Below are 20,551 nucleotides of genomic sequence, written 5' to 3'. Positions count from 1 at the left end.
GTCATTCCGCTGACTGGCAGTGCCTGCGCATGCTTGCGATTGACGCTTGAATGATCCGCGTCCGGGAAGCAGAGTACGGGGAGTAACCGCGCTTCGGCTATCCAGGTCGGACGGCGAGGTGCACGGCGTCGGGAACGCCCCGGGCAACCGGGATCTCTTCGGTACGCACCCGCTGGAACCCGGCATTCCAGAGTGTTCCTTCAAATTCCGGAGAGGGCCGCGCCGACCACACGGCGAGTACCCCGCCGGGTTTCAACACCCTTGCGCAGCTTGCGAGTCCGGCCGCCGAGTACAGCCCTTCGTTGCCGTCGGTGACAGTCCAGTCGGGACCGTTGTCGATGTCCAGGCAGAGTGCGTCGTAAGTGGCGGATGTCTCACGGAGATGTGCGACGAGATCCGCCTCCGTGATGTGGGTGCGGGGATCGGCGAGGGCATCGGCCGACATCTCGGACAGCGGCCCCCGCTCGTGCCAGTCGATGACGGCCGGTTCCCGCTCTACGACGGTGATGGCGCCCCACCTCGGATTCCCGGCCGCGTGTGCGAGCGAGAAGCCGACACCGAGGCCTCCGATCAGCACGTTCGGCTCCGGTCGGTCGTCCAGGGCACCCAGTGCCGCGTCGACGAGCAACCGCTCGGAACGCCCGTCCGAGGTGTCCATCAGGAAGCACCCGTTGGCGATGATCTGCAGCAACTCCCCGTGCCGCCGCAGCACGATCTCGCCGTAGGGGCCTTCGCGACGGTCCAGGACGACGGGATGGTCACAGGCGTCGGGGCCGTAGGTCCCGGCGGGCGTGGAGGGCGTGGCGGTCATGGGTTCATCCTGCATGAATCGGGGTGGGCGGCTGGGGGAATTACGGGCGACGGCGGTGCCCGGCGGTGCCCGGCGGGCGGTGGGGCTCGCGTGCCTCGCGCGGTCCGCCGACGGTGCCTAGGCTCGGAGCAGCGAGGTTTCGGCGGGTTCGTCGAGAAGTGCGGGGTGGTGGCTGTATGGCCGCGGAATACCCGTTCGTGGGACGCGAGGACGTGCTGGGTGAGCTGCGCGGGGCGCTGGGGCGTGCGGCGGCCGGCAGGGGCGGACTGGTCACGTTGACGGGGCCCGCGGGGGCGGGCAAGACCCGTGCGGCGGAGGAGGTCGCCGCCCAGGCGGGCGCCTTCCGCACCCTCTGGACCTGGTGCCCGCCGGAGACCGTGGGCCGTGCCTTCCGCCCCTGGTCCCGGCCGCTGCGCGAACTGGTCGCCGACGACGCGGCCTGCGGCCGGCTGGTCGCCGCGTCGCCGCCGCTGCGGGCGCTGGTGTCCGGGGCGGGTCCCGGTGTCCTGCACGGCGCCGACCCCGAGGCGGCCCGTCTGCGCCTGACCGCGGACGTGGCCGAACTCCTCGCCACGGCCGCTCGCCGCCGGCCTCTTCTGCTGATCCTGGACGACGTCCACGCGGCCGACGCGTCGTCCCTGCGCCTCCTGTTGGAGACGGCGGACGCGGCCCGCACGATGCCGGTGCTGTTGCTGGGGACGGCGCGGGACGAGGAGGTGGCGTGGCGGGAGGGGGTGCCGGACGGGGGGAGGGGCGACGGCCCGGTGGGGCGGGGGCGGGTCTGGGCTCAGTTGTTGCGGCGGGGGCGGGCCTTGGGGGTCGGGCCGCTGGCGGAGAGGGATGTGGCCGCGCTGGTCGAGGCGGTGACGGGGGCGGTGCCGGAGTCGGGGGAGGTACGGGCTCTGGTACGGCGGACCGGTGGCGACGCCTTTTTCGTCACCGAGCTGCTGCGGGCCGGGAGTTGGGGTGAGCGGGCGGGGGAGAGGGGCGGTGCCGGGGTTCCTCCGGGTGCCGTTCGGGCCGCCGTGGACGATCGGTTGGCCGACCTCACCCCGCGGGCCCGGCGGGTGCTGGACGTGGCCGCGGTGCTCGGAACCCGTTTCCGGCTGGACGTGTTGGCGGAGGGGGCGGAGGTGCCGTTGGGGGAGGTGCGGTCGCTGTTGGGGGAGGCCGCCGCCGCGGGGTTGTTGGCGGAGGTGGGCGCGGATCGGGGCGCGTTCCGCCATGACCTGCTGCGGGACGCGGTCTACGACACCCTGGGCTTCGCCGATCGGACGGCGCTCCATCACACGGTCGCCGATGTCCTGGCCGGTTACGCCCGCCGGGGCCGCGACACCGCCCCGGCGGAGGTCGCCCACCACCTGCTGCTGTCCGGCCCGGACCACGCGAGCCGCGCCGCCGCGTACGCCCACGAGGCCGCGACCCGGGCCGAGGCGATGTTCGCCTTCGAGGACGCGTCCCGGTGGTACGAACGGGCGGTGGAGGCGTTGGGGGTGGGGGGTGGTGGAGCACCGGGTGCGGCCGGCGGGCGCGGGACCGGGCAGGTCGACGGGGGTGCGGCGCGGGCGGGGGGCGACCGGGTCGAACTGGTCGAGTTGCTGCTCGGGCTCGGTGCGGCGCGGCTGGGTGCCGGTGAGCGGGAGGCCGCTCGGGACGCGTTGCTCACGGCGGCGGGGATGGCACGGGAGGTGGACCGGCCGGACCTGCTGGCACGGGCCGCGCTCGGGCTCGGCACCGGCCCCGTCGGCTTCGAGGTGGACCTGGAGGACCGCGAGCAGGTCAACCTGCTGACCGAGGCACGGACCGCACTCACCCCCGCCCCGAACCGCACCGACGCCCAGCCGAACCACCCCGAGCCGAACCACGCCGAGCCGAACCACCCCGAGCCGAACCACCCCGAGCCCGATCCACACCGCCCCGCCGATATAGGCCGCCCGTCCGCCACCCCGAATGACTCCGCCCCCGCCCCCGCCATCCAACCGGCCCGCCCTGCTCATCCGGAGAATCCCCAAGCCGACCCGGACTTCTCCGAAGCCGACCGGAACCGTGTCGCCGCTGGGCCGGACCAACCCGGCCGGTCGGGTCGTCGCACTGCTCAACCGGACGGCTCCGTCTGGTCGGACCGCGTGCGCGCCAACGCCGAGCCGGACTTCTCCGACGCCGAGTGGGGCCGTTCTGCCCGGATGGGGCGGCGTAGTGCTCAGTCGGGGCGGCCCGGGCGTCCGGGTCGCTCCGGTGCCGGGCCTCGTCCTGACGACGCGCGCCCTCTCGTAGCCTCGGCCCTCTCCGGTGTGCGGAGGTTTTCCGGCTCCCTGCGCCGACCCGGTCCTCCCTCCCCCCTCGCCCTGCGTGCCGCCGTCACCGCTCGGCTCTCCCTTGCCGCCGGGCTTCTCGAACCCGAGGCGGGGCGGCTCGCGCTTGCCGAGGAGGCCCTGGCGCTCGCCCGTGAGGTCGGGGACCCGGCGACACTGGCCACCGCGCTCGCCGCCCTCTGCGACGCCCGTCCCGGCCCCGACCACTGCCGTGACCGGCTCACCTGGTCCGCGGAGATCGTCGCCACCGCCCGCGAACTCCGCGATCCCGTCCTCGAACTCCTCGGCCGGCGGCTCCGGTTGGTCGCGTTCATGGAGACGGGCGCGTTCGCCGAGGCCGACGTCGAGGCCGCGGCGTACGAGGCCGTCGTACGACCGCTCAGGCGCCCCCTGTACGCCTGGTACGTACCCCTGTGGCGCGGCACCCGGGCGCTGATGGAAGGCCGGTTCCAGGACTGCTCGGCCGCGCTCGACGAAGTCGAGGAGCTGGGCCGGCGCTCCGGCAGCGCGAACGCCGCCCTGCTCGCCGTCACCCAGCGCTGGTGCCTCTACACCGAGACGGACGACCTCACGGGACTGGAGCGCATACGGTCCGAGGCAGCCGTTCTCGAACACTCGCCCATGCTCTGGCCCCGCGTCACCCTCGCCCTGCTCGCCACCCAGTTCGGCCACCACGACGAGGCCGCGCGCCGTCTGTCCGCCGTCGCACCGCGTCTCGGCGGCGCCACCCGGGACAGCGAGTGGCTCCCGATGCTGGCGCAGGCCGCGGAGACGGTGGCCGCCATGCAATCCCATCCGGCGGCACCCGCGCTGTACGACCTCCTCGCCCCGTACGCCGGCCTGTTCGCGGTGGAGGGCATCGGCGCGGCCGTACGGGGCCCGGTCGACCGTCACCTCGCCCTGCTGGCGGCGGCCATGGGGGACCCGGACCGGGCCGACCGCCACCGGACCACGGCCTTGCGAGCGGCCGAGGCGGCGGGCGCGGTGGCACTGACGGAGCGGATCCGGGGCGAGAGGGGGGAGGAGGAGCGGGGTGGGGGTGGGGGTGCCGATGCGGAGATGGGCATGGGCATGGGCAGGGGCACGGGCACGGGCAGGGGCACGGGTGTGCGCGCCGGCACAGGCACCGGCATGACGGCGGTCCCAGGTCCCGAATCCGCGCCCGCGGATGCCCCGACCCCCGCTCCCGACCCCGCCCTCTTCCGTCATGAAGGCCCCTTCTGGCACCTCCGCTACGCCGGTCGTGACGTGCGTCTTCCCGACAGCAAGGGGCTGCGTGATCTCGCCGTGCTGCTCGCTCGGCCCGGCACGCCGGTGCCCGCCGTGGAGCTGGCGTCTCCCGGGGCCCCCGGTGCCTCCCGCGGAAGCGGGCAGGGCGGCGGGCTCGGTCCGGGGCTTCATCCGCAGGGTGATGCCGGCGAGGTCGTCGACGCCGCCGCCCGGGCCGCTTACCGGCGCAGGCTGCGGGAGCTGGAGGACGAGGCCCGGGACGCGGACGCGTCGGGGGACGCCGGGCGGTCGGAGCGGGCGGCCGTGGAGCGGGACGCCCTCGTCGCGCAGCTCGCGGCCGCGTACGGCATCGGCGGCCGGGTCCGTCGTACGGGATCGCCGGTCGAGCGGGCCCGTACCACCGTCACCGCTCGTATCCGGGCCGCGGTACGCCGGATCGCCGAGGTCCACCCCGAGCTCGGCCGGCATCTGGGGACCGCCGTGCGGACCGGCACCCTCTGTGTCTACCAGCCGGAGCGGCCGCCTCCCTGGCGCCTGTGAGGGGCCGTCTCACACCGTGCCGCCCGATCTCACGCCTTCTCCATGACGAACGAACCACGGAGAGAGGCAGGACACCATGCCCCGCACATCCAAGGCCGAGGCCGAGCTCCAGGTGGACGAGCCGGTCATCGAGGGCCGTTACGCGCAGGTCGGTCCGTACACCGTCGGCTACGAGACCGTGAAGGAGGACATGGACCCGGCGCCGCTGTTCCGGGGCCTGCCCGACGACCGGTGCCAGTGCCCGCACTGGGGCCAGGTCCTCGCCGGCAAGCTCGTCCTCCGCTACGCCGACCACGACGAGGTCTTCCACGCCGGTGACGCCTACTACGGCGCACCCGGTCACCTCCCGCTCGTCTTCGCCGGCACCGAGATCGTCGAGTTCAGCCCCACGGCGGAACTGAACCGCACGATGGAGGTCATCGGCCACAACCTCGCGGGAGCCTCGTCATGACCACTCTCGCGCACACCACCGACACCCGAGTCCGGGAACTGGCCGACCTCTTCGTACGGTTCCTGGAGACCAACACCGCCCCTGACGGGCTGTTCACGGACGATGTGTTCCTCGACTTCACCGTCCCCCAGTGGCGCCTCCAGGCGCAGGGCCGGGAGGAGGTCGTCGCCGCACGCCGCCGCAGCCATCCCTTCCTCGGCACCGTTCCGCGCCATCGGGTCGACGCCACCGCGACCGGCCTTGTGCTGGAGTTCGAGGAGAGCTGGGAGGACGAGCAAGGCACCTGGTACTGCCGGGAGTTGATGCGCGCCGAGATCAGGGACGGCGCGATCAGCGAGGCGTCCGTCTACTGCACGGGCGACTGGGACCCGGCGACGCAGGCGGCACACGCCAGGGAGGTGACCCTCTTGAGGCCGTGAGCGACCGGCAGAGACCGTGAGTGACCGTCGGCGACCTCCGCTTCGGTGCCCGAACCGCCCCCGTTTCCTTTGAATTCCCTTGCCCTCCTGGGAATGAACCGGCGGGTCCTGAGTCTTCGCTTAGAGGTTGCTGAGAATCGCCCGATGCGTGGCGTCGGTCATAGACAGTGGCCCGTGTGGCCCCGAAAGGTGGGGTTGCGAACGGAAGGAGCCCCCCACTGTGGAACACGCCGCGACGGCCGACGCCAAGCCCTTGGCGGGGCCCCTTCCCGAGGTCTCCGGACTGCTGGACGGCCTGCCCCGCCAGCGCGTCAGAACGGCGCCGGCACCCTCGTCGGCCGCACCGGCACAGTCCGTGGGGCGCCTCGCCGGCCTCCGGCTCCGCCCGTGGCGCATCCTCCCCACCCCCACCGGCACACCCTTCACCTTCGGATTCGCCGCCGTCCTCGTCGTCACCTCGCTGATCACCACCTACGCCTCGCCCTCCCTCGTCTACGCCCTCCATCAGGGCTCCAGCACGGACGTGGCCCATCTGATCCGCACCCCCGTGCTGGTCCTGCTCGCCAGCGCCCTGTGGGTCGCGGGCGGCCTGGCGTCGCCGTACGTCCTCTGCTTCCTGCTCGTCCTGACCGCCCTGGAACGACGTATAGGCGGCGCCCGGACGGCCGTGGTCTTCCTCCTCGGCCATGTCCTCGCCACCCTCGTGACCGAGGGGGCGGTGGGCCTCGGCGTCCTCTTCGGCGACCTGCCCCACACCTCCCTGCACCGCCTCGACTACGGCATCAGCTTCGGCGTCGCCTCCAGCGTGGGCGCCCTGGCCGGACTGCTCACCCCGTGGCTGCGCCGGCCCATGCTCCTTCTGTTCGGCGGCATGCTGGTCGAGGACCTGATCGCCTTCACCGACCCCATGACCAACTGGGGCCACCTGATCTCGCTGGCGATAGGCGTGTCCTGCTGGCCGACGGTCCGCCACTGGCACCAAGCCCACACCAAGCAACCCACCCAGCACCACCCCCACCCCCAGACCCCCTAGCCGTCCCACGCTTCTGCGCCGCTCGGCCAAGCCGCGCCCGCGCTTTCCGCGCCGTGGCCATTTGGGGCTTCTGCGCTCAGCCCTTGCGGGCCCGTGCCGCCAACCTTGCGCGCGGCCACGCCATCCGAGCCACGGCCGCCTGGTCTTCTGCGCCCCACCCCCCTCCGAGTCATGCCGCTCCGCCCGCCCCTTCCGTCCCGCCCGGCCCGGCGCCGCCCAACTCCCTTGCCGCCTCCGGGATGGATGCTGAGCCTCCGCTCCGGGCTGTCGTTCTCGCTCCCCCTGAACAAGCCGCGTCCCTTCAGCCCGTCCGGTGTTTGAGGATGAAAGGTGAAGGGTGAGGGGTTGGGGGATTCAGGGGGACAGTCGGGTTGGGGGGCGGCGGGAGCCGTGAATGTGCAGTTCAGTGGGCGATCGCTCACAGCGAACGCCATCCCGGGAACATCAGCGGAGCGCCACGCATTGAGTCGGCATAGCTCAACTTGAATGCCGAAGGGGAGATCATGGCTTCGACGTCCACACCGCTCACTCTGCCTGTGCTGCCGCTCGACGACGAGGTCGTGCTGCCCGGAATGGTCGTTCCGCTGGACCTGAACGACACCGATGTGCGTGCCGCCGTGGAGGCCGCCCAGGCCGCCGCCCGGTCCGAACCGGGAAAGCCGAAGGTCCTGCTGGTTCCGCGCATCGACGGCACCTACCCGAGCACCGGCGTGCTCGGCACCGTCGAGCAGGTCGGCCGGCTGGCCGACGGTGACCCGGGCGCCCTCATCCGCGGTCGCGGCCGTGTGAAGATCGGCGCCGGCACCACAGGACCGGGCGCGGCACTGTGGGTCGAGGGGACGAGGATCGACGAGACGGTGCCCGAGCCGCTGCCCGGCCAGGTCGCCGAACTCGTCAAGGAATACAAGGCACTTGCCACCGCCTGGCTGCGCAAGCGCGGCGCCTGGCAGGTCGTGGACCGCGTTCAGGCCATCGACGACGTGTCCCAACTGGCCGACAACTCCGGCTACTCGCCGTTCCTGACCACCGAGCAGAAGATCGAACTGCTGGAGACCGCCGACCCGGTGGCCCGGCTCAAGCTCGCCACCCAGCACCTGCGCGACCACCTCGCCGAGCAGGACGTCGCCGAGACCATCGCGAAGGACGTCCAGGAGGGCGTCGACAAGCAGCAGCGCGAGTTCCTGCTCCGCCGCCAGCTGGAGGCCGTCCGCAAGGAACTGCGCGAGCTGAACGGCGACTCCAAGGACGCGGCCGAGGAGTCCGACGACTACCGCGCCCGTGTGGAGGCCGCCGACCTGCCGGAGAAGGTGCGGGAAGCGGCGCTGAAGGAGGTCGACAAGCTGGAGCGGTCCTCCGAGCAGTCGCCCGAGGGCTCTTGGATCCGGACGTGGCTGGACACCGTCCTGGAGCTCCCCTGGAGCGACCGGACCGAGGACGTGTACGACATCCAGGGCGCCAAGGCGATCCTGGACGCCGAGCACGCGGGCCTGGAGGACGTGAAGGAGCGGATCACCGAGTACCTGGCGGTGCGCAAGCGCCGTACGGACCGTGGCCTGGGCGTCATCGGCGGCCGGCGCGGCGGTGCCGTACTGGCCCTCGTCGGTCCGCCCGGCGTCGGCAAGACCTCGCTGGGTGAGTCCGTCGCGCACGCGATGGGCCGCAAGTTCGTCCGCGTCGCCCTCGGTGGCGTCCGCGACGAGGCGGAGATCCGTGGCCACCGCCGTACGTACGTGGGCGCGCTGCCCGGCCGTATCGTGCGGGCCATCAAGGAGGCCGGTTCCATGAACCCGGTCGTCCTGCTCGACGAGATCGACAAGGTGGGCTCCGACTACCGCGGCGACCCGGCCGCGGCGCTCCTCGAAGTCCTCGACCCGGCGCAGAACCACACCTTCCGGGACCACTACCTGGAGGTCGAACTCGACCTGAGCGACGTGGTGTTCCTGGCGACGGCCAACGTGCTCGAAGCCATCCCGGAGGCCCTGCTCGACCGTATGGAGCTGGTCCGGCTGGACGGCTACACGGAGGACGAGAAGGTCGTCATCGCCCGTGACCACCTGCTTCCGCGCCAGCTGGAGCGGGCGGGCCTGGACAAGGACGAGGTGACCCTGGCCGAGAGCGCCCTGCGCAAGCTCGCCGGCGAGTACACACGCGAGGCGGGCGTACGTACCCTGGAGCGCTCGATCGCCAGGCTGCTGCGCAAGGTGGCGGCACAGCACGAACTGGGCGACCGGGAGCTGCCGTTCACCATCACGGACGAGGATCTGCGTGCCCTGATCGGCCGTCCGCACCATGTGCCGGAGTCGGCACAGGACCCGGCCGAGCGCCGTACGGCGGTCCCGGGTGTGGCGACGGGTCTCGCGGTGACCGGCGCGGGCGGCGACGTGCTGTTCGTCGAGGCGTCGCTGGCCGACCCGGAGACGGGCGCGGCGGGTCTGACCCTCACCGGCCAGCTGGGCGACGTGATGAAGGAGTCGGCGCAGATCGCGCTGTCCTTCCTGCGCTCGCACGGCGCGGAACTGGAACTGCCGGTCGCGGACCTGAAGGACCGCGGTGTGCACATCCACTTCCCGGCGGGCGCGGTGCCCAAGGACGGTCCGAGCGCCGGCGTCACGATGACGACGGCCCTGGCGTCGCTGCTGTCCGGACGGCTGGTCCGCACGGACGTGGCGATGACGGGCGAGGTCTCCCTGACCGGCCGCGTCCTGCCCATCGGCGGCGTGAAGCAGAAGCTCCTCGCCGCGCATCGCGCAGGGGTGACGACCGTCATCATCCCCAAGCGCAATGAACCCGACCTGGACGACGTCCCCGCGGAGGTCCTGGACAAGCTCGACGTCCACGCCGTGACCGACGTCCGCCAGGTCCTCGAACTGGCCCTCGCGCCCGCCACCGACGACGCGAGGCCGGAGGTTCCGGTCGCGGCGTGACGGACGCGGCCGGACAGGCGAAGGCCCGGGTCCCGTGAGGGAGGCCCGGGCCTTCGCCGCACGTCAGCCGTTCGCCAGTGCCTGTACGCGGTCCAGTGCGCCGTTGAACCTGTCGTGGTCGCCGACCGTCGTGCCGGAGGAGGTGTACTGCCACATCGTGTAGTACGACCATCCGGCGGGCAGCGTCCCCGCGTCGGAGGCGTAGCGGGCGATCCACAGGGGGTTGGCCGACGCGAAACCGCCGTAGTTCCCGGTGCAGTCGCTCCACCAGCTCGTCGCCGTGTAGATCACCGCGTCCCGGCCCGTGCGCGCCTTGTACCTGCTGAGGAAGTCGGCGATCCAACCGACCATCGCGCTCTGGGACTTGCCGTAGCACTCGGCGCCGTAGGGATTCCACTCGATGTCGAGGGTGCCCGGGAGCGTTCTGCCGTCCCTGGACCAGCCGCCGCCGTTGTCGACGAAGTAGTCGGCCTGGGTGGCGCCGCTGGTGGTGTCGGGGGTGGCGAAGTGGTATGCGCCGCGGATCATGCCGACGTCGTAGGAGCCGTTGTACTGCTGGGCGAAGTAGGGGTTGGTGTAGTACGTCCCCTCGGTCGCCTTGGTGTAGGCCCACTTGACCCCGCTGCTCCACAGGGTCGACCAGGCGACGTTGCCCTGATGGCTCGAGACGTCCACGCCCTCGGTCTGGGTGGCCGCGGCGACGGTGGGCGTGCCGTCCCGGCCGTCGTGGGCGAGGACGCCCATGCCCAGGTGGGCGGAGCCGCGGGCCGGCGCGGTCGCCGCGTCGGCCGGAGCGGTGAGGGTGAGGGAGAGGGAGAGGACGGCGAGCAGGAGTCCGGCGAGCAAGGGGCGCCGGTGGCGGAGCGGGTTCGGTCTGTGCACGGGCATGACGTGCCTCCGAAGGCTCGGTGATGCTCGGTGGGGGGAGACGATGAAGAAGCTACGCACGTAGAAGAAGGGGTGTGAAGAGGGGGCGGAGGCTGCCGTTGGTCTAGCCCTGCGAAATACTTGTGGAGCTGCGGCGATGACCGCGTCGGGCGGAAACTTTCAGCACCGGGAAACCGGACCGGGTGATCCGAGACAGGGGTTGACGTGCACGAAGGCGGAAACGGGGACGAAGCACGACACTCCTCACCTACGGCACCGAGCGGTGCCGACCAGGAGTATCTGTCCCTGGAGCGCGAACTCACGGTCCTGCTGCGGCGCGCCCGCGCCAGCCAGGGCGAGATGGCCCGCGAGGTCCACCCCGACCTGGAGTCGGCGGCGTACGGCCTGCTGGTCCGGCTCGACGAGTGCGGCCGTCAGCGGGCCACGGAGCTGGCCGCCTACATCGGTGTCGGCAAGGCCACCATGTCCCGGCAGCTCCGCGCCCTGGAGGACCTCGGGCTCGTCGCCCGCGAGCCCGACCCCGCCGACGGCCGGGCATGGTTGGTGCACCTCACGGCCGAGGGCCACCACCGCGTCGCGAAGGTCCGGGAGGCCCGCCGCGGGCGGTACGTCAGCCAGCTGGCCCACTGGGACCGCCGAGAGGTGTCGGAACTGGCCCGGCTGCTGGGGCAGTTGAACCGTGTGATGGAGCGATAGGGACCTTCTGGCCGGGTCAGCCGCGGGTGGCGGGCAGCTCCGCGTACACCGCCGTCGCGTCGTCGTGGGTCTTGCTCCGGAGCAGATGGGTGCGGGTCCCGGCGTCGGCGCGCTCCAGCGCGCGGACCCTGTGCACCAGCGCCGCGGCGCCCTCCTCGCGGACGAGGCGCAGACAGTCCGCCCAGTCGCCCTCGTGGAACTTCTCCACCCAGCGTGCCGCCCCGTCGGAGAGCGCCAGCAGCGCCCTCACCTCGCCGCGTGGCACCGTCCCCGTCACCGCGCGCGCCGCCACCGCCGGATCCGCCGCCGCCGTGAAGAAGCCGCCCTCCTTGTTGCGGACCGTCGAGTCGACGATCGCGTCCGTGGCCAGGGAGGCACGCGGGAGGCGGGAGAGCCGGTCGTCCAGTACGGCGGTCACCGCGCCGTCCGGCGACTCCAGCAGCAGGGCCGAGTCGGACAGGACCAGGTAGTCGACCGACTCCTGGCTCCAGCGCGCCATGACCACTGTGGCCTGTGGGGTGCGTGGGTGAGAAAGGTCACAGGTTTGCGTATGTGCCTGAGCGGTACGCGTGATGGCACGGGAAAGCGCTTCAGCCGGCGGAACATCCGGGAGGGAAACGGTCAGTTCGGTCAACGCACCGCCCAGGCGGGCCGTGTACCAGGGGACGGAATGCAGACAGCCCGTCTCGCCGCGCGGCGGAGTCACCCCGTCCAGGACCACCACCGTGCCGCCCTGGCCCGAAGCGGGCAGGGCAACGGCGGCGAAGTCCTCGTTGGGGCGGGACGGATCGCCCGGCTCCGAAACAAGTTCCGTACGCATTCGGCCAGTCTGCACGACGTCTTCACGGCCTTCACCAAAGGCTGGCATCGGTCGCCGAATTGGCGTACTCGCGCAGGTCAGACGCCTGGTTTGGGGTGGAATCCGATGTTCCGGGAAGGCGTGGCGGCACATACTCCCATCGCCCGGCGCAGACGTCCAACCGGCCTGCCCGGCAAGGCCGTCGCAAAGGCCGGAGGAACTTGCCCGGCCGCTCTCCTTGGATGTTCACTCCTTCGGGTGGCGGGTCAGGTGATGCACGGCCACCGCCCGAGGGAGTTGGGAGGGTCGGGACCCGTACGGAGTGTTATGCGCACGGTCGACGGAAGTTGACGGAGCGTCACCCGGGCCCACGAGTATCACGAGTCAGGAATGCGAGCACCGGTGCAGAAGAGGCGGCCTCGTCGTACAGGCAAGCAGACGGCCCCCGCAGGGGGTTCGGAGCAGACCCCCGGCCCCGTCACCGGCAAGGGCCGGCCCACTCATGTACGCAACCGGCTCATCGTCGCCGTGGCCGTCGTCGCCGCCGCCGTCGCGGGCGCCGGAGCACCCTCCGTCCTCACGGCCTCCGGCCGGCTCAAGGACTCCCAGGACCTCGTGACACTCGCCGGGCAGACCCAGGACGCGCTGGCCCTCGCCCACTCGCTCGCCGACGAGCGGGACGACGTCACGGCGTACATCGCGGCCGGCCGCGCCAAGTCCAAGGCCCCCTCCGAGCAGCACAGCGCCCGCGTCGACCGTCAGGTCGACGACCTGCGCGCCGACACCGACATCTCCGCCGCCCTGCGCGCCGACCTCGACGGCATCCAGAGCCTGCGCCGCTCCGCGCTCACCGGCCAGAGCAGCGCGTTGCAGGCACACGACGCCTACTCCACCGCCATCACCGGCCTGCACCGGCTCGCCGAGCAACTCGCCGAACGGATGCCGGCCCGGGCCGGCGGCGGTGCCCACGCCCTCGCCGAACTCGACTCCGCCGTACAGCAGTCGGCAGCCGCCCGCGGCCTGCTCCTCGCCGCCCTCGCGGTGCCCCGCACCACCCAGACCGTCACCAACCCCCTCACCGGTCTGACGAGCACGACCACCACCTCCTCGGCGGCCGACACCAGGACCCGCGACGCCCTGACCGCCGCCGCCCAGCAGGCCAGGCTGCGCTCCGACGCGGCCCTCGCCGACTTCCGCGAGAGCGCGACCGACGCGGCCGACACGTCGTACGACTCCACGGTCACCGGCCCCGAGGTCAACCAGGCCGACAAGTACCTGGCCTCCCTCACCGACCAGCCGACCCTGAGCGACTCCGAACTCGACACCGGCGCGACCAAGCTCGACGCCGCGCTCTCCGCCCGTGTCGACATGATGCGCGGTGTCGAGTCCGCCCTCTACGACCACCGCACCAAGGACCTCGCGAAGCTCCGCGACGACGACGTCACCGCGCTGGAGATCCGGATCGCGGTGCTGGGCGCGCTGATGCTGGTGGCGATCGGCATCTCGACCGCGATGGCCCGCTCCCTGACCCGGCCCCTGTCCGTGCTGCGCCGAGGCTCGGCCCGGTTGGCCCAGGCCCCCGACCCGGCCGCCGAGGAGCCCATCACCTTCACCGGCCGCAACGACGAGTTCGCCCAGACCGTCCGCTCCGTCAACGCCCTGCACGCGCACGCCGCCGCCCTGCACGAGCGCATCGCCACCCTGGAGGCCGACCGCAAGCACCTGGTCGGGCAGCGCCAGAAGATGGCCGACGCCCGTGAGGAGCTGCGCGCCGAACTCGCCGAATCGGCCGCCCAGTTGGGCCGTCTGCGGGACAGCATCGGCGGCACCTTCGTGAATCTGTCCCTGCGCACCCTCGGCCTGATCGAGCGTCAACTGACGGTCATCGAGGGGCTGGAGGAGCGCGAACACGACCCGGAGCGGCTCGCCACCCTCTTCAGGCTCGACCACTTCGCCACGGTCATGCGCCGTCACAGCGAGAACCTCCTGGTCCTCGCCGGCACCGAGCACGTCCAGCAGCACGCGGGCCCCGTCCCGCTGGTGGACGTGGTCCGGGCGGCGGTCAGCGAGATCGAACGCTACGAGCGCGTCCGTATCGCCGCCCTCCCCCCGCACGCCCATGTGGCGGGTTTCGCGGCCGACGACCTCTCGCACCTGCTGGCCGAGCTGATGGAGAACGCGACCTCCTTCTCCCCTCCCGACATGCCGGTCGAGGTCTCCGGCTGGCTGCTGGAGAGCGGCGAGGTCATGCTCTCCGTCCAGGACGAGGGCATCGGCATGGCACCCGACCGCATGGTCCGCCTCAACACCCGCCTGACCGACTTCGACCCCGAGTCCCCCTACGACCAGGAGGGCGAGGAGGGCCTGGGCCTCGGCCTCTACGTCGTCGCCCGCCTCGCCCACCGGCACGGCGTCCGCGTGCAGCTGCGCGAGCAGAAGCAGGGCGGGGTGGCCGCGGTGATGGTCCTGCCCCAGCCCCTGCTGGCCCCCGCCCCGTCCGCCGCGGTCCCCTCCGCCTCCTCGTCCCGCTTCCCGGGCGCCACGCCCGCCTACTCCCTCCCCGGAGCGGACGCGGAGGCCAACTCGAACACCCTGCCCGGCCGCCCGTCCTCCCCCGACCCACTGGTGGCGCTGGCGGAGCGGGCCGTGCGGGGGAGGGACACCGAGGACGGGGTTCCCGGGGAGGCCCCGGAGGAGAGGGAGACGGTACGGGGGAGCGACGCCCCGGGGGAGGGCGGCGCCGTAGGGGCGAGTGACGCCGTACGAGTGAGGCCGGAGCACGAGGAACCGACGGCGGCCGAGGAGACCGGGTCGGTCGAGGCCGCCGTGGAGCCGTCGCAGGCACCTGAGCCGCTGCCGGCCGAGACGACGATGGAACTGCTCATCCCGCCCCAGCCGGCGGAGTCCCACACCCGCCCCGACCCGGAGCCCCAACCCGAGCCGCAGGCGGCCGAGGGCCACTCCGAGGCCGAACACACCCGCGTGCCCGACGAGGAGCCCGTCACCGCGAAGGGCCTGCCCAAACGCACCCCCAGGATCACCGCACCCCCGTCGGACCAACCCAGGCGGACCGGCTCCGTGGACGCGGAAGCCCTCCGCCGCAGACTCGGCGGCTTCCGCCGCGGCGCGGTCGCCGGCTACCGCGACGTACAGGCGGAGATCGCCGAACGGACAGGCCAGACCAAGGCACCCGCCACAGAATCATCTCCATCCGAAGAAGCCACGGGGGGCACAGTCGAGGAGGCAAGCAGTTGACCGCGCCCAGTACCTTCGGACTGAGCAGTGAAGCCCGTAACCTGCACTGGCTGCTGACGAACCTGGTCGAGGAGGTGCCGGGCATCCAATCAGTGGCGGTCGTCTCATCCGACGGCCTCCTGCTGCTCTCCTCCGACCCGGGCCGAAACGACGAGGCCCGGCAGGCACAGTCCCGCACCACCAGGGGCCCCCGGGGCTCCTCCGCCGACCTCGCCACCATCGTCTCCGGCATCGGCAGCCTGACCATCGGCGCCGCGAGACTGATGGACTCCGGCCCGGTGAAGCACACGATGGTCGCGATGGACGAGGGCAGCCTGTTCGTGATGTCGATCAGCGACGGCTCGCTGCTCGGTGTGCACGGTGCCGCGGACTGCGACATGAGCGTGGTGGCGTACCACATGGCGCTCTTCGTCGGCCGCGCCGGCCATGTCCTGACCCCCGAACTGCGCAGCGAACTACGCCAGTCCCTGGAGCAGCGGTCCGCCGGGAGCGCCCAGTGAGCAGTAAGCCGAAGAAGCTTCCCGTCCGCGGCGGGGACCGCAAACCCGCCCGCGTCCGCCCCTACTCGCTCACCGGCGGCCGTACCCGCTTCGGCCATGTCCTGCTGGTGGAGACCTTCGTCGCCGCCCTGGAAGCCCCCGAGGAGCGCAGGGAACTCACGAACAGTTCCCTCAGCGTCCGGGTGATGCCCGAGATGCAGGCCATCGTCGAACTCTGCCGCCGTATGCGCACGGTGGCCGAGATCGCCGCGCTGCTGAGGATGCCGCTCGGCGTGGTCCGGGTCCTGCTCAGCGACCTCGCGGACCAGGGAAAGATCCGTGTGTACGGCACCGGGACCGGTCACGGTACGGGCCGTCCCGACCGCGCTCTGCTGGAAAGGGTGCTGAGTGGACTCCGTCGCCTTTAGAAACACCGTCACGGACGCCGCTTTCGCGGACACCGCCTTCGAGGACACCGAAGCGGACCTGAAGGCCTGGCAGACGGACCGCACCCGCGCCCCAGTCGCGACGAAGATAGTGGTGGCGGGAGGCTTCGGTGTCGGCAAGACGACCCTCGTCACCGCCGTCTCGGAGATCACGCCCCTGCAGACCGAGGCGCTGATGACCGAGGCGAGCGAGGACACCGACGACCTCACCGCCACACCCGGCAAGCTGACCACCACCGTGGCCATGGACTTCGGCCGCCTCACGCTCGACGACGACCTGGTGCTCTACCTGTTCGGCACGCCGGGCCAGCAGCGGTTCTGGTTCATGTGGGACGACCTGGTACGCGGTGCGATCGGGGCCGTCGTCCTGGCCGACACCCGCCGCCTCAGGGACTGCTTCCCCGCGCTCGACTACTTCGAGAGCTGCGGACTGCCGTACGTCGTCGCGGTCAACCACTTCGACGGCAGCGAGCGGTTCGAACCGGAGGACGTGCGGGAGGCGTTGACGATCCCGGCGCACATCCCTGTAATGATCATGGATGCGCGGCGGAGGATCCCGGTGATCGAGACGCTGCTGTCACTGGTCGCCCACGCGCTGGACGAAACCCCCGAGTAGTCGCGACTTAGGAGCCACCACCCGTATGCGGAAGATACTCGTCGTAGGAGCCGGCCAGTCCGGTCTCCAGCTCGCCCTCGGACTCCAGTCGCACGGGTACGAGGTCACCCTGATGTCCAACCGGACCGCGGACGAGATCCGCTCCGGCCGGGTCATGTCGACGCAGTGCATGTTCCACACCGCACTGCAGCACGAGCGCGATCTCCAGCTGAACTTCTGGGAGTCCCAGGCCCCGAAGATCGAAGGACTCGGCGTCTCGGTCGCGGCCCCGGGCTCCTGGGGCGAGGGCCCGGCCGCCCGGGCCATCGACTGGGTGGGCAGGCTCGACGGGTACGCGCAGTCGGTCGACCAGCGGGTGAAGATGGCCGGCTGGATGGAGACCTTCGCCCAGCGCGGCGGCCAGCTGGTCATCCACGGCGCGGCGGTCTCCGACCTCGACTACTTCTCCCGTACGTACGACCTCGTCCTGGTCTCGGCGGGCAAGGGCGAGCTGGTGTCCATGTTCGGCCGGGACGCGTCGCGTTCCCCCTACGCCGAGCCGCAGCGGGCACTGGCCGTCTCGTACGTCCACGGTCTCGGCCCGCGTGCCGAGCACCCGGAGTTCGAGGCGGTGCGGTGCAATCTGGTGCCCGGCGTCGGCGAGCTGTTCGTCATGCCGACGCTGACCACCTCCGGACGCGCCGACATCCTGTTCTGGGAGGGCATACCCGGCGGCCCGCTCGACGTCTTCAACGGCGTCAAGGACCCGGCGGAGCACCTCTCCCTGACCCTGGAACTCATGGAGAGGTTCACTCCCTGGGAGCACGCGCGGGCCACGAAGGTCGAACTGACCGATGCGGGCGGGGTGTTGGCCGGGCGCTACGCGCCGACCGTGCGCAACCCGGTCGGACGGCTGCCCGGCGGGGGGCTGGTGCTGGGCGTCGCCGACGTCGTGGTCGCGAACGACCCGATCACCGGGCAGGGCTCCAACTCCGCGTCCAAGTGCGCCGCCTCGTACCTCGCCTCCATCCTCGACAACGGCGAGAAGGAGTTCGACGAGGTCTGGATGCGGGCCACGTTCGAGCGGTACTGGGAGACGGCCCAGCACGTCACCAAGTGGACCAACGCGATGCTGTCCCCGCCGCCGGAGCACATCCTCAACCTGATCGGCGCGGCCGGCCAGCTCCCGCCGGTGGCGGACCGGTTCGCCAACGGCTTCGACAACCCGGCCGACTTCGAGAACTTCTTCTACGAGCCCGAGAAGACCGAGGCCTACCTCGGGTCGGTCACCGGCGCGTGATCGCCGTCCGGTCGCACGGCGCCCAGGATGGGGTACGTCGCGATCGGTGAGACCTTGACCGTCTCGCCGGTGCGCGGGGCCTGGATCACCTTGCCGTCCCCGAGGTACATCGCCACGTGCGTGGCCTCGGGGAAGTAGACCACCAGGTCGCCGGGGCGCAGCTGCTTCAGGGACACCCTGGGGAGCTGCGCCCACTGCTCCTGGCTGGTGCGGGGGATCCGGGTGCCGGCATGGCCCCAGGCCTGGGACGTCAGCCCCGAGCAGTCGTACGACGCCGGGCCCTCGGCGCCCCATTCGTACGGCTTCCCCAGCTGCTGCACGGCGTACCGTACGGCTCGGTCGCCCTCGCGGGACGGTTCGCGCGCGTCGTCGCCCAGCGCGCCGGACGTGGTCAGCCGGTGTTGTGCCTCTTCGGTTTGGGTGTTCTCCAACGCGGCCAGCGCGGAGATCTGGTCGGGGGTGAGGGAGGCCAGGAGTGCCTCCACGTTCTCGAGGCGTTGCTGTACGTCGTCGCGGTTCTTCTTCTGGCGTTCGGCGAGGGTGAGTTGGGCGTCTAGCGCCTTGCGGGCCTCGCGGGCCAGGTCGGCGGCCTTCTTCTCGGTGCCGGTGAGGCGGCCCACCGTTTCGGCGCGGTCCTGGGCGAGTTGGCCGATGACGTGTGTTTCGTCCAGGGCCTGTTGGGGGTTTCTGGCCAGGAGGAGGCGGACGTACGGGGAGATGTCCGTGCTGTTCTGGTACTGCTGGCGGGCCAGGCGGCCGGCTTCGGTTCGGCTGTTGTCGAGGGAGAGGCGGGTGCGGGCGAGTTCCTGGTCCAGGTGGTCTGTCCGGGCTTGTTGTCTCCTCAGCTTCTCCTCTGTGGCGTTGTAGGTCTCGGTGGCTTGTTCGGCTTGGCGGTAGAGGGTTTGGAGATCTGTCAGTAGTTGGGGGACGGTGCGGTTGCCGGGGGTGGGGGTGGGGGTGGGGGTGGGGGTGAGGGTGGCGGTGGGGGTAGGGGGTGGTGCGGTTGGAGTTGCGGAGGGAGTCGCGGTTGCGGTTGTGAGGGGGGTGAGGGCTGTGCCTGCTGCCAGTGCTGTCGTGCAGACCAGACGCAGGAGCCTTCCTGACATGTCGTCACCTCCGGTGCGGGCAGGCTCTCTGCTCCGCACCGTGAGCTTGTGGGGGGCGCGGGGTTTTCGCGCGTCGGGTGTGCGCGGATCGGCGTAAGCGGCTCACTCGGTGGGGTCGTCGGGCTTGCCGGTCGGCGTGGCGTCTGGAGTGGCGTCCGGAGCGTTGTCCGGAGCGGCGTCCGGTTTGGACCAGGGCCATTTGAGGCGGCCGGTGTCCTTGCCTGTCGGGTCGTACTCGTACTTCCAGCCCCGGGGGATGCCCAGGCGTTTGCTGTGGCCTCGGGGGGTGCGACGGTAGATCAGGACGGTGGGGGTGCCGTCGGGGGAGGGGGCCGGGACCGGGATACGGTAGATCTTGGGCGGGTGGCCGGTGGGGCCCAGGAGGACGGGGAGTACGCGGCCGTCCATGGGGCCTCCCTCGAAGGGGGTGTCTTCGCTCTTCACGGGACCAGTGTCAGACATCCTCGGCGAGGGCCTGGACCAGTGCGGCGGTCTGGGGGTCGCGGGTCGCGGTGACCGAGAGGACGGCCGCGAACTGGTCGACGAGCCAGTCGCGGAGTTCGTCGAGGGGGGGTTGCTTGTCCTCGTCGAGCCAGATGAGGGACGCGGCTTCCACTGCGGTGATCCACATCCGGACGGTCATGCGGAGGCGTAGGCCCGGGTCCGGCACTTCGAGGTGGCTGAGGATGTGTTCGGCGGCGGCTCGGCGTACGCCGTCGACGATGGCGGTCGTACGGGACGTCTCGACGACGCTGCCGCCCTGGAGGAGGGCGCTGAAGCCGGCGTCGTGCTGGTCGACGAAGGCGAGGTAGCGGTCGAGGGCGCGGGCGAGGCGGGGGAGGAGGGGGCCCTCGCGGGGCTCGTCGAAGCAGTGCTGGAGTTCTTCGGCGGCGGAGCGGAGGGCGGCTTCGTAGAGCTGTTGCTTGCCGCCGGGGAAGTAGCGGTAGACGAGGGGGCGGGAGACTCCGGCTGCTTCTGCCACGTCGTCGAGGGAGACGTCTTCGGGGGCGCGGTGTGCGAAGAGGGTGAGGGCGGCGTCGAGGAGCTGGGTGCGGCGTTCTTCGACGCTGAGGCGGCGGTAGGCGGGGGTTGCGGCCGGGGTCATGTAGCGCAGGGTAATCCGTCCGCAGGCCTGCGGCGCAGCTGCGGGTGGGTGGGGGCTTGTGTAGCGCCTAGATGATCGATTCCAAGGGGTGCCCGTAGAGACGTGAACGAGGGTGTCCAAGATCGTTGTGTGACGAACAACCTGGACACCCTCGCGACCGCA

Annotated in this window: 17 protein-coding genes; 11 read left to right on the top strand and 6 right to left on the bottom strand. The window is 71.6% G+C overall.

The window, feature by feature from the left end; genetic code table 11:
• Nucleotides 1–97: 97 nt before the first annotated feature.
• On the bottom strand, nucleotides 98–811 hold the full coding sequence (locus tag ABZT17_RS33210) for a spermidine synthase (RefSeq protein ID WP_356354395.1): 714 nt from the start codon (nucleotides 809–811) through the stop codon (nucleotides 98–100).
• Nucleotides 812–987: 176 nt separating this feature from the next.
• On the opposite strand from ABZT17_RS33210, the gene ABZT17_RS33205 reads away from it, so the two are divergent.
• The 5 genes from ABZT17_RS33205 (at nucleotide 988) to lon (ending at nucleotide 9,720) form a co-directional block, all read left to right on the top strand.
• Nucleotides 988–4,893 carry an AAA family ATPase gene (locus ABZT17_RS33205; protein ID WP_356354393.1) on the top strand — a complete coding sequence of 1,302 codons (3,906 nt, stop codon included), beginning with the start codon at nucleotides 988–990 and terminating at the stop codon, nucleotides 4,891–4,893.
• A gap of 76 nt (nucleotides 4,894–4,969) precedes the next feature.
• Nucleotides 4,970–5,344, top strand: coding sequence for a hypothetical protein (locus ABZT17_RS33200; RefSeq protein WP_356354391.1), 375 nt, complete (start codon nucleotides 4,970–4,972; stop codon nucleotides 5,342–5,344).
• A complete protein-coding gene (locus ABZT17_RS33195; RefSeq protein ID WP_356354389.1) occupies nucleotides 5,341–5,763 on the top strand; it encodes a hypothetical protein in 423 nt (140 codons plus the stop codon). Before ABZT17_RS33200 ends, ABZT17_RS33195 begins: the two co-directional genes overlap by 4 nt.
• Before the next feature lie 220 nt (nucleotides 5,764–5,983).
• Nucleotides 5,984–6,796, top strand: a complete 813-nt coding sequence (locus tag ABZT17_RS33190) for a rhomboid-like protein (protein WP_356354387.1) — start codon at nucleotides 5,984–5,986, stop codon at nucleotides 6,794–6,796.
• Nucleotides 6,797–7,299: 503 nt separating this feature from the next.
• On the top strand, nucleotides 7,300–9,720 hold the full coding sequence (lon, locus tag ABZT17_RS33185) for an endopeptidase La (protein ID WP_356354385.1): 2,421 nt from the start codon (nucleotides 7,300–7,302) through the stop codon (nucleotides 9,718–9,720).
• A 63-nt stretch (nucleotides 9,721–9,783) separates the two neighbouring features.
• Here the strand turns inward: lon and ABZT17_RS33180 are convergent, their stop codons facing one another.
• Nucleotides 9,784–10,608 carry a lysozyme gene (locus ABZT17_RS33180; protein WP_356354384.1) on the bottom strand — a complete coding sequence of 275 codons (825 nt, stop codon included), beginning with the start codon at nucleotides 10,606–10,608 and terminating at the stop codon, nucleotides 9,784–9,786.
• A 204-nt stretch (nucleotides 10,609–10,812) separates the two neighbouring features.
• On the opposite strand from ABZT17_RS33180, the gene ABZT17_RS33175 reads away from it, so the two are divergent.
• Nucleotides 10,813–11,304: a MarR family transcriptional regulator gene (locus ABZT17_RS33175; RefSeq protein WP_356354382.1), complete on the top strand. Its 492-nt coding sequence runs from the start codon at nucleotides 10,813–10,815 to the stop codon at nucleotides 11,302–11,304.
• A 16-nt stretch (nucleotides 11,305–11,320) separates the two neighbouring features.
• Here ABZT17_RS33175 and ABZT17_RS33170 read toward each other — a convergent pair whose 3' ends face one another.
• Nucleotides 11,321–12,124, bottom strand: a complete 804-nt coding sequence (locus ABZT17_RS33170) for a protein phosphatase 2C domain-containing protein (RefSeq protein ID WP_356354380.1) — start codon at nucleotides 12,122–12,124, stop codon at nucleotides 11,321–11,323.
• A 381-nt stretch (nucleotides 12,125–12,505) separates the two neighbouring features.
• On the opposite strand from ABZT17_RS33170, the gene ABZT17_RS33165 reads away from it, so the two are divergent.
• Genes ABZT17_RS33165 through ABZT17_RS33145 form a run of 5 tightly spaced genes read left to right on the top strand, consistent with a single transcriptional unit; the run spans nucleotide 12,506 to nucleotide 18,178 of the window.
• Nucleotides 12,506–15,358 carry a nitrate- and nitrite sensing domain-containing protein gene (locus tag ABZT17_RS33165; RefSeq protein ID WP_356354378.1) on the top strand — a complete coding sequence of 951 codons (2,853 nt, stop codon included), beginning with the start codon at nucleotides 12,506–12,508 and terminating at the stop codon, nucleotides 15,356–15,358.
• Entirely contained in the window at nucleotides 15,355–15,858 is a 504-nt protein-coding gene (locus ABZT17_RS33160) for a roadblock/LC7 domain-containing protein (RefSeq protein WP_356354376.1), read from the top strand. The genes ABZT17_RS33165 and ABZT17_RS33160 overlap by 4 nt, the downstream gene beginning before the upstream one ends.
• Entirely contained in the window at nucleotides 15,855–16,265 is a 411-nt protein-coding gene (locus ABZT17_RS33155; protein WP_356354374.1) for a DUF742 domain-containing protein, read from the top strand. Before ABZT17_RS33160 ends, ABZT17_RS33155 begins: the two co-directional genes overlap by 4 nt.
• Before the next feature lie 58 nt (nucleotides 16,266–16,323).
• Nucleotides 16,324–16,899, top strand: a complete 576-nt coding sequence (locus ABZT17_RS33150) for an ATP/GTP-binding protein (RefSeq protein ID WP_356354448.1) — start codon at nucleotides 16,324–16,326, stop codon at nucleotides 16,897–16,899.
• A 25-nt stretch (nucleotides 16,900–16,924) separates the two neighbouring features.
• Nucleotides 16,925–18,178 carry a styrene monooxygenase/indole monooxygenase family protein gene (locus tag ABZT17_RS33145; RefSeq protein ID WP_356354372.1) on the top strand — a complete coding sequence of 418 codons (1,254 nt, stop codon included), beginning with the start codon at nucleotides 16,925–16,927 and terminating at the stop codon, nucleotides 18,176–18,178.
• Here ABZT17_RS33145 and ABZT17_RS33140 read toward each other — a convergent pair.
• The 3 genes from ABZT17_RS33140 to ABZT17_RS33130 form a co-directional block, all read right to left on the bottom strand.
• Nucleotides 18,151–19,284: an NlpC/P60 family protein gene (locus ABZT17_RS33140; protein WP_356354369.1), complete on the bottom strand. Its 1,134-nt coding sequence runs from the start codon at nucleotides 19,282–19,284 to the stop codon at nucleotides 18,151–18,153. The two genes, ABZT17_RS33145 and ABZT17_RS33140, sit on opposite strands and share 28 nt — an antisense overlap.
• A 102-nt stretch (nucleotides 19,285–19,386) precedes the next feature.
• Complete coding sequence (locus ABZT17_RS33135; RefSeq protein ID WP_356354367.1) at nucleotides 19,387–19,728, bottom strand: hypothetical protein; 342 nt, start codon at nucleotides 19,726–19,728, stop codon at nucleotides 19,387–19,389.
• Nucleotides 19,729–19,738: 10 nt separating this feature from the next.
• Nucleotides 19,739–20,389, bottom strand: a complete 651-nt coding sequence (locus ABZT17_RS33130; RefSeq protein WP_356354365.1) for a helix-turn-helix domain-containing protein — start codon at nucleotides 20,387–20,389, stop codon at nucleotides 19,739–19,741.
• Between the last annotated feature and the right edge of the window lie 162 nt (nucleotides 20,390–20,551).

The organism is Streptomyces sp. NPDC005648 (assembly GCF_040605395.1).
In the GTDB taxonomy this organism is placed as follows: Bacteria; Actinomycetota; Actinomycetes; order Streptomycetales; family Streptomycetaceae; genus Streptomyces.
Note: the sequence above shows the minus strand (reverse complement) of the source record. Positions and strands in the feature narration are given on the sequence as shown.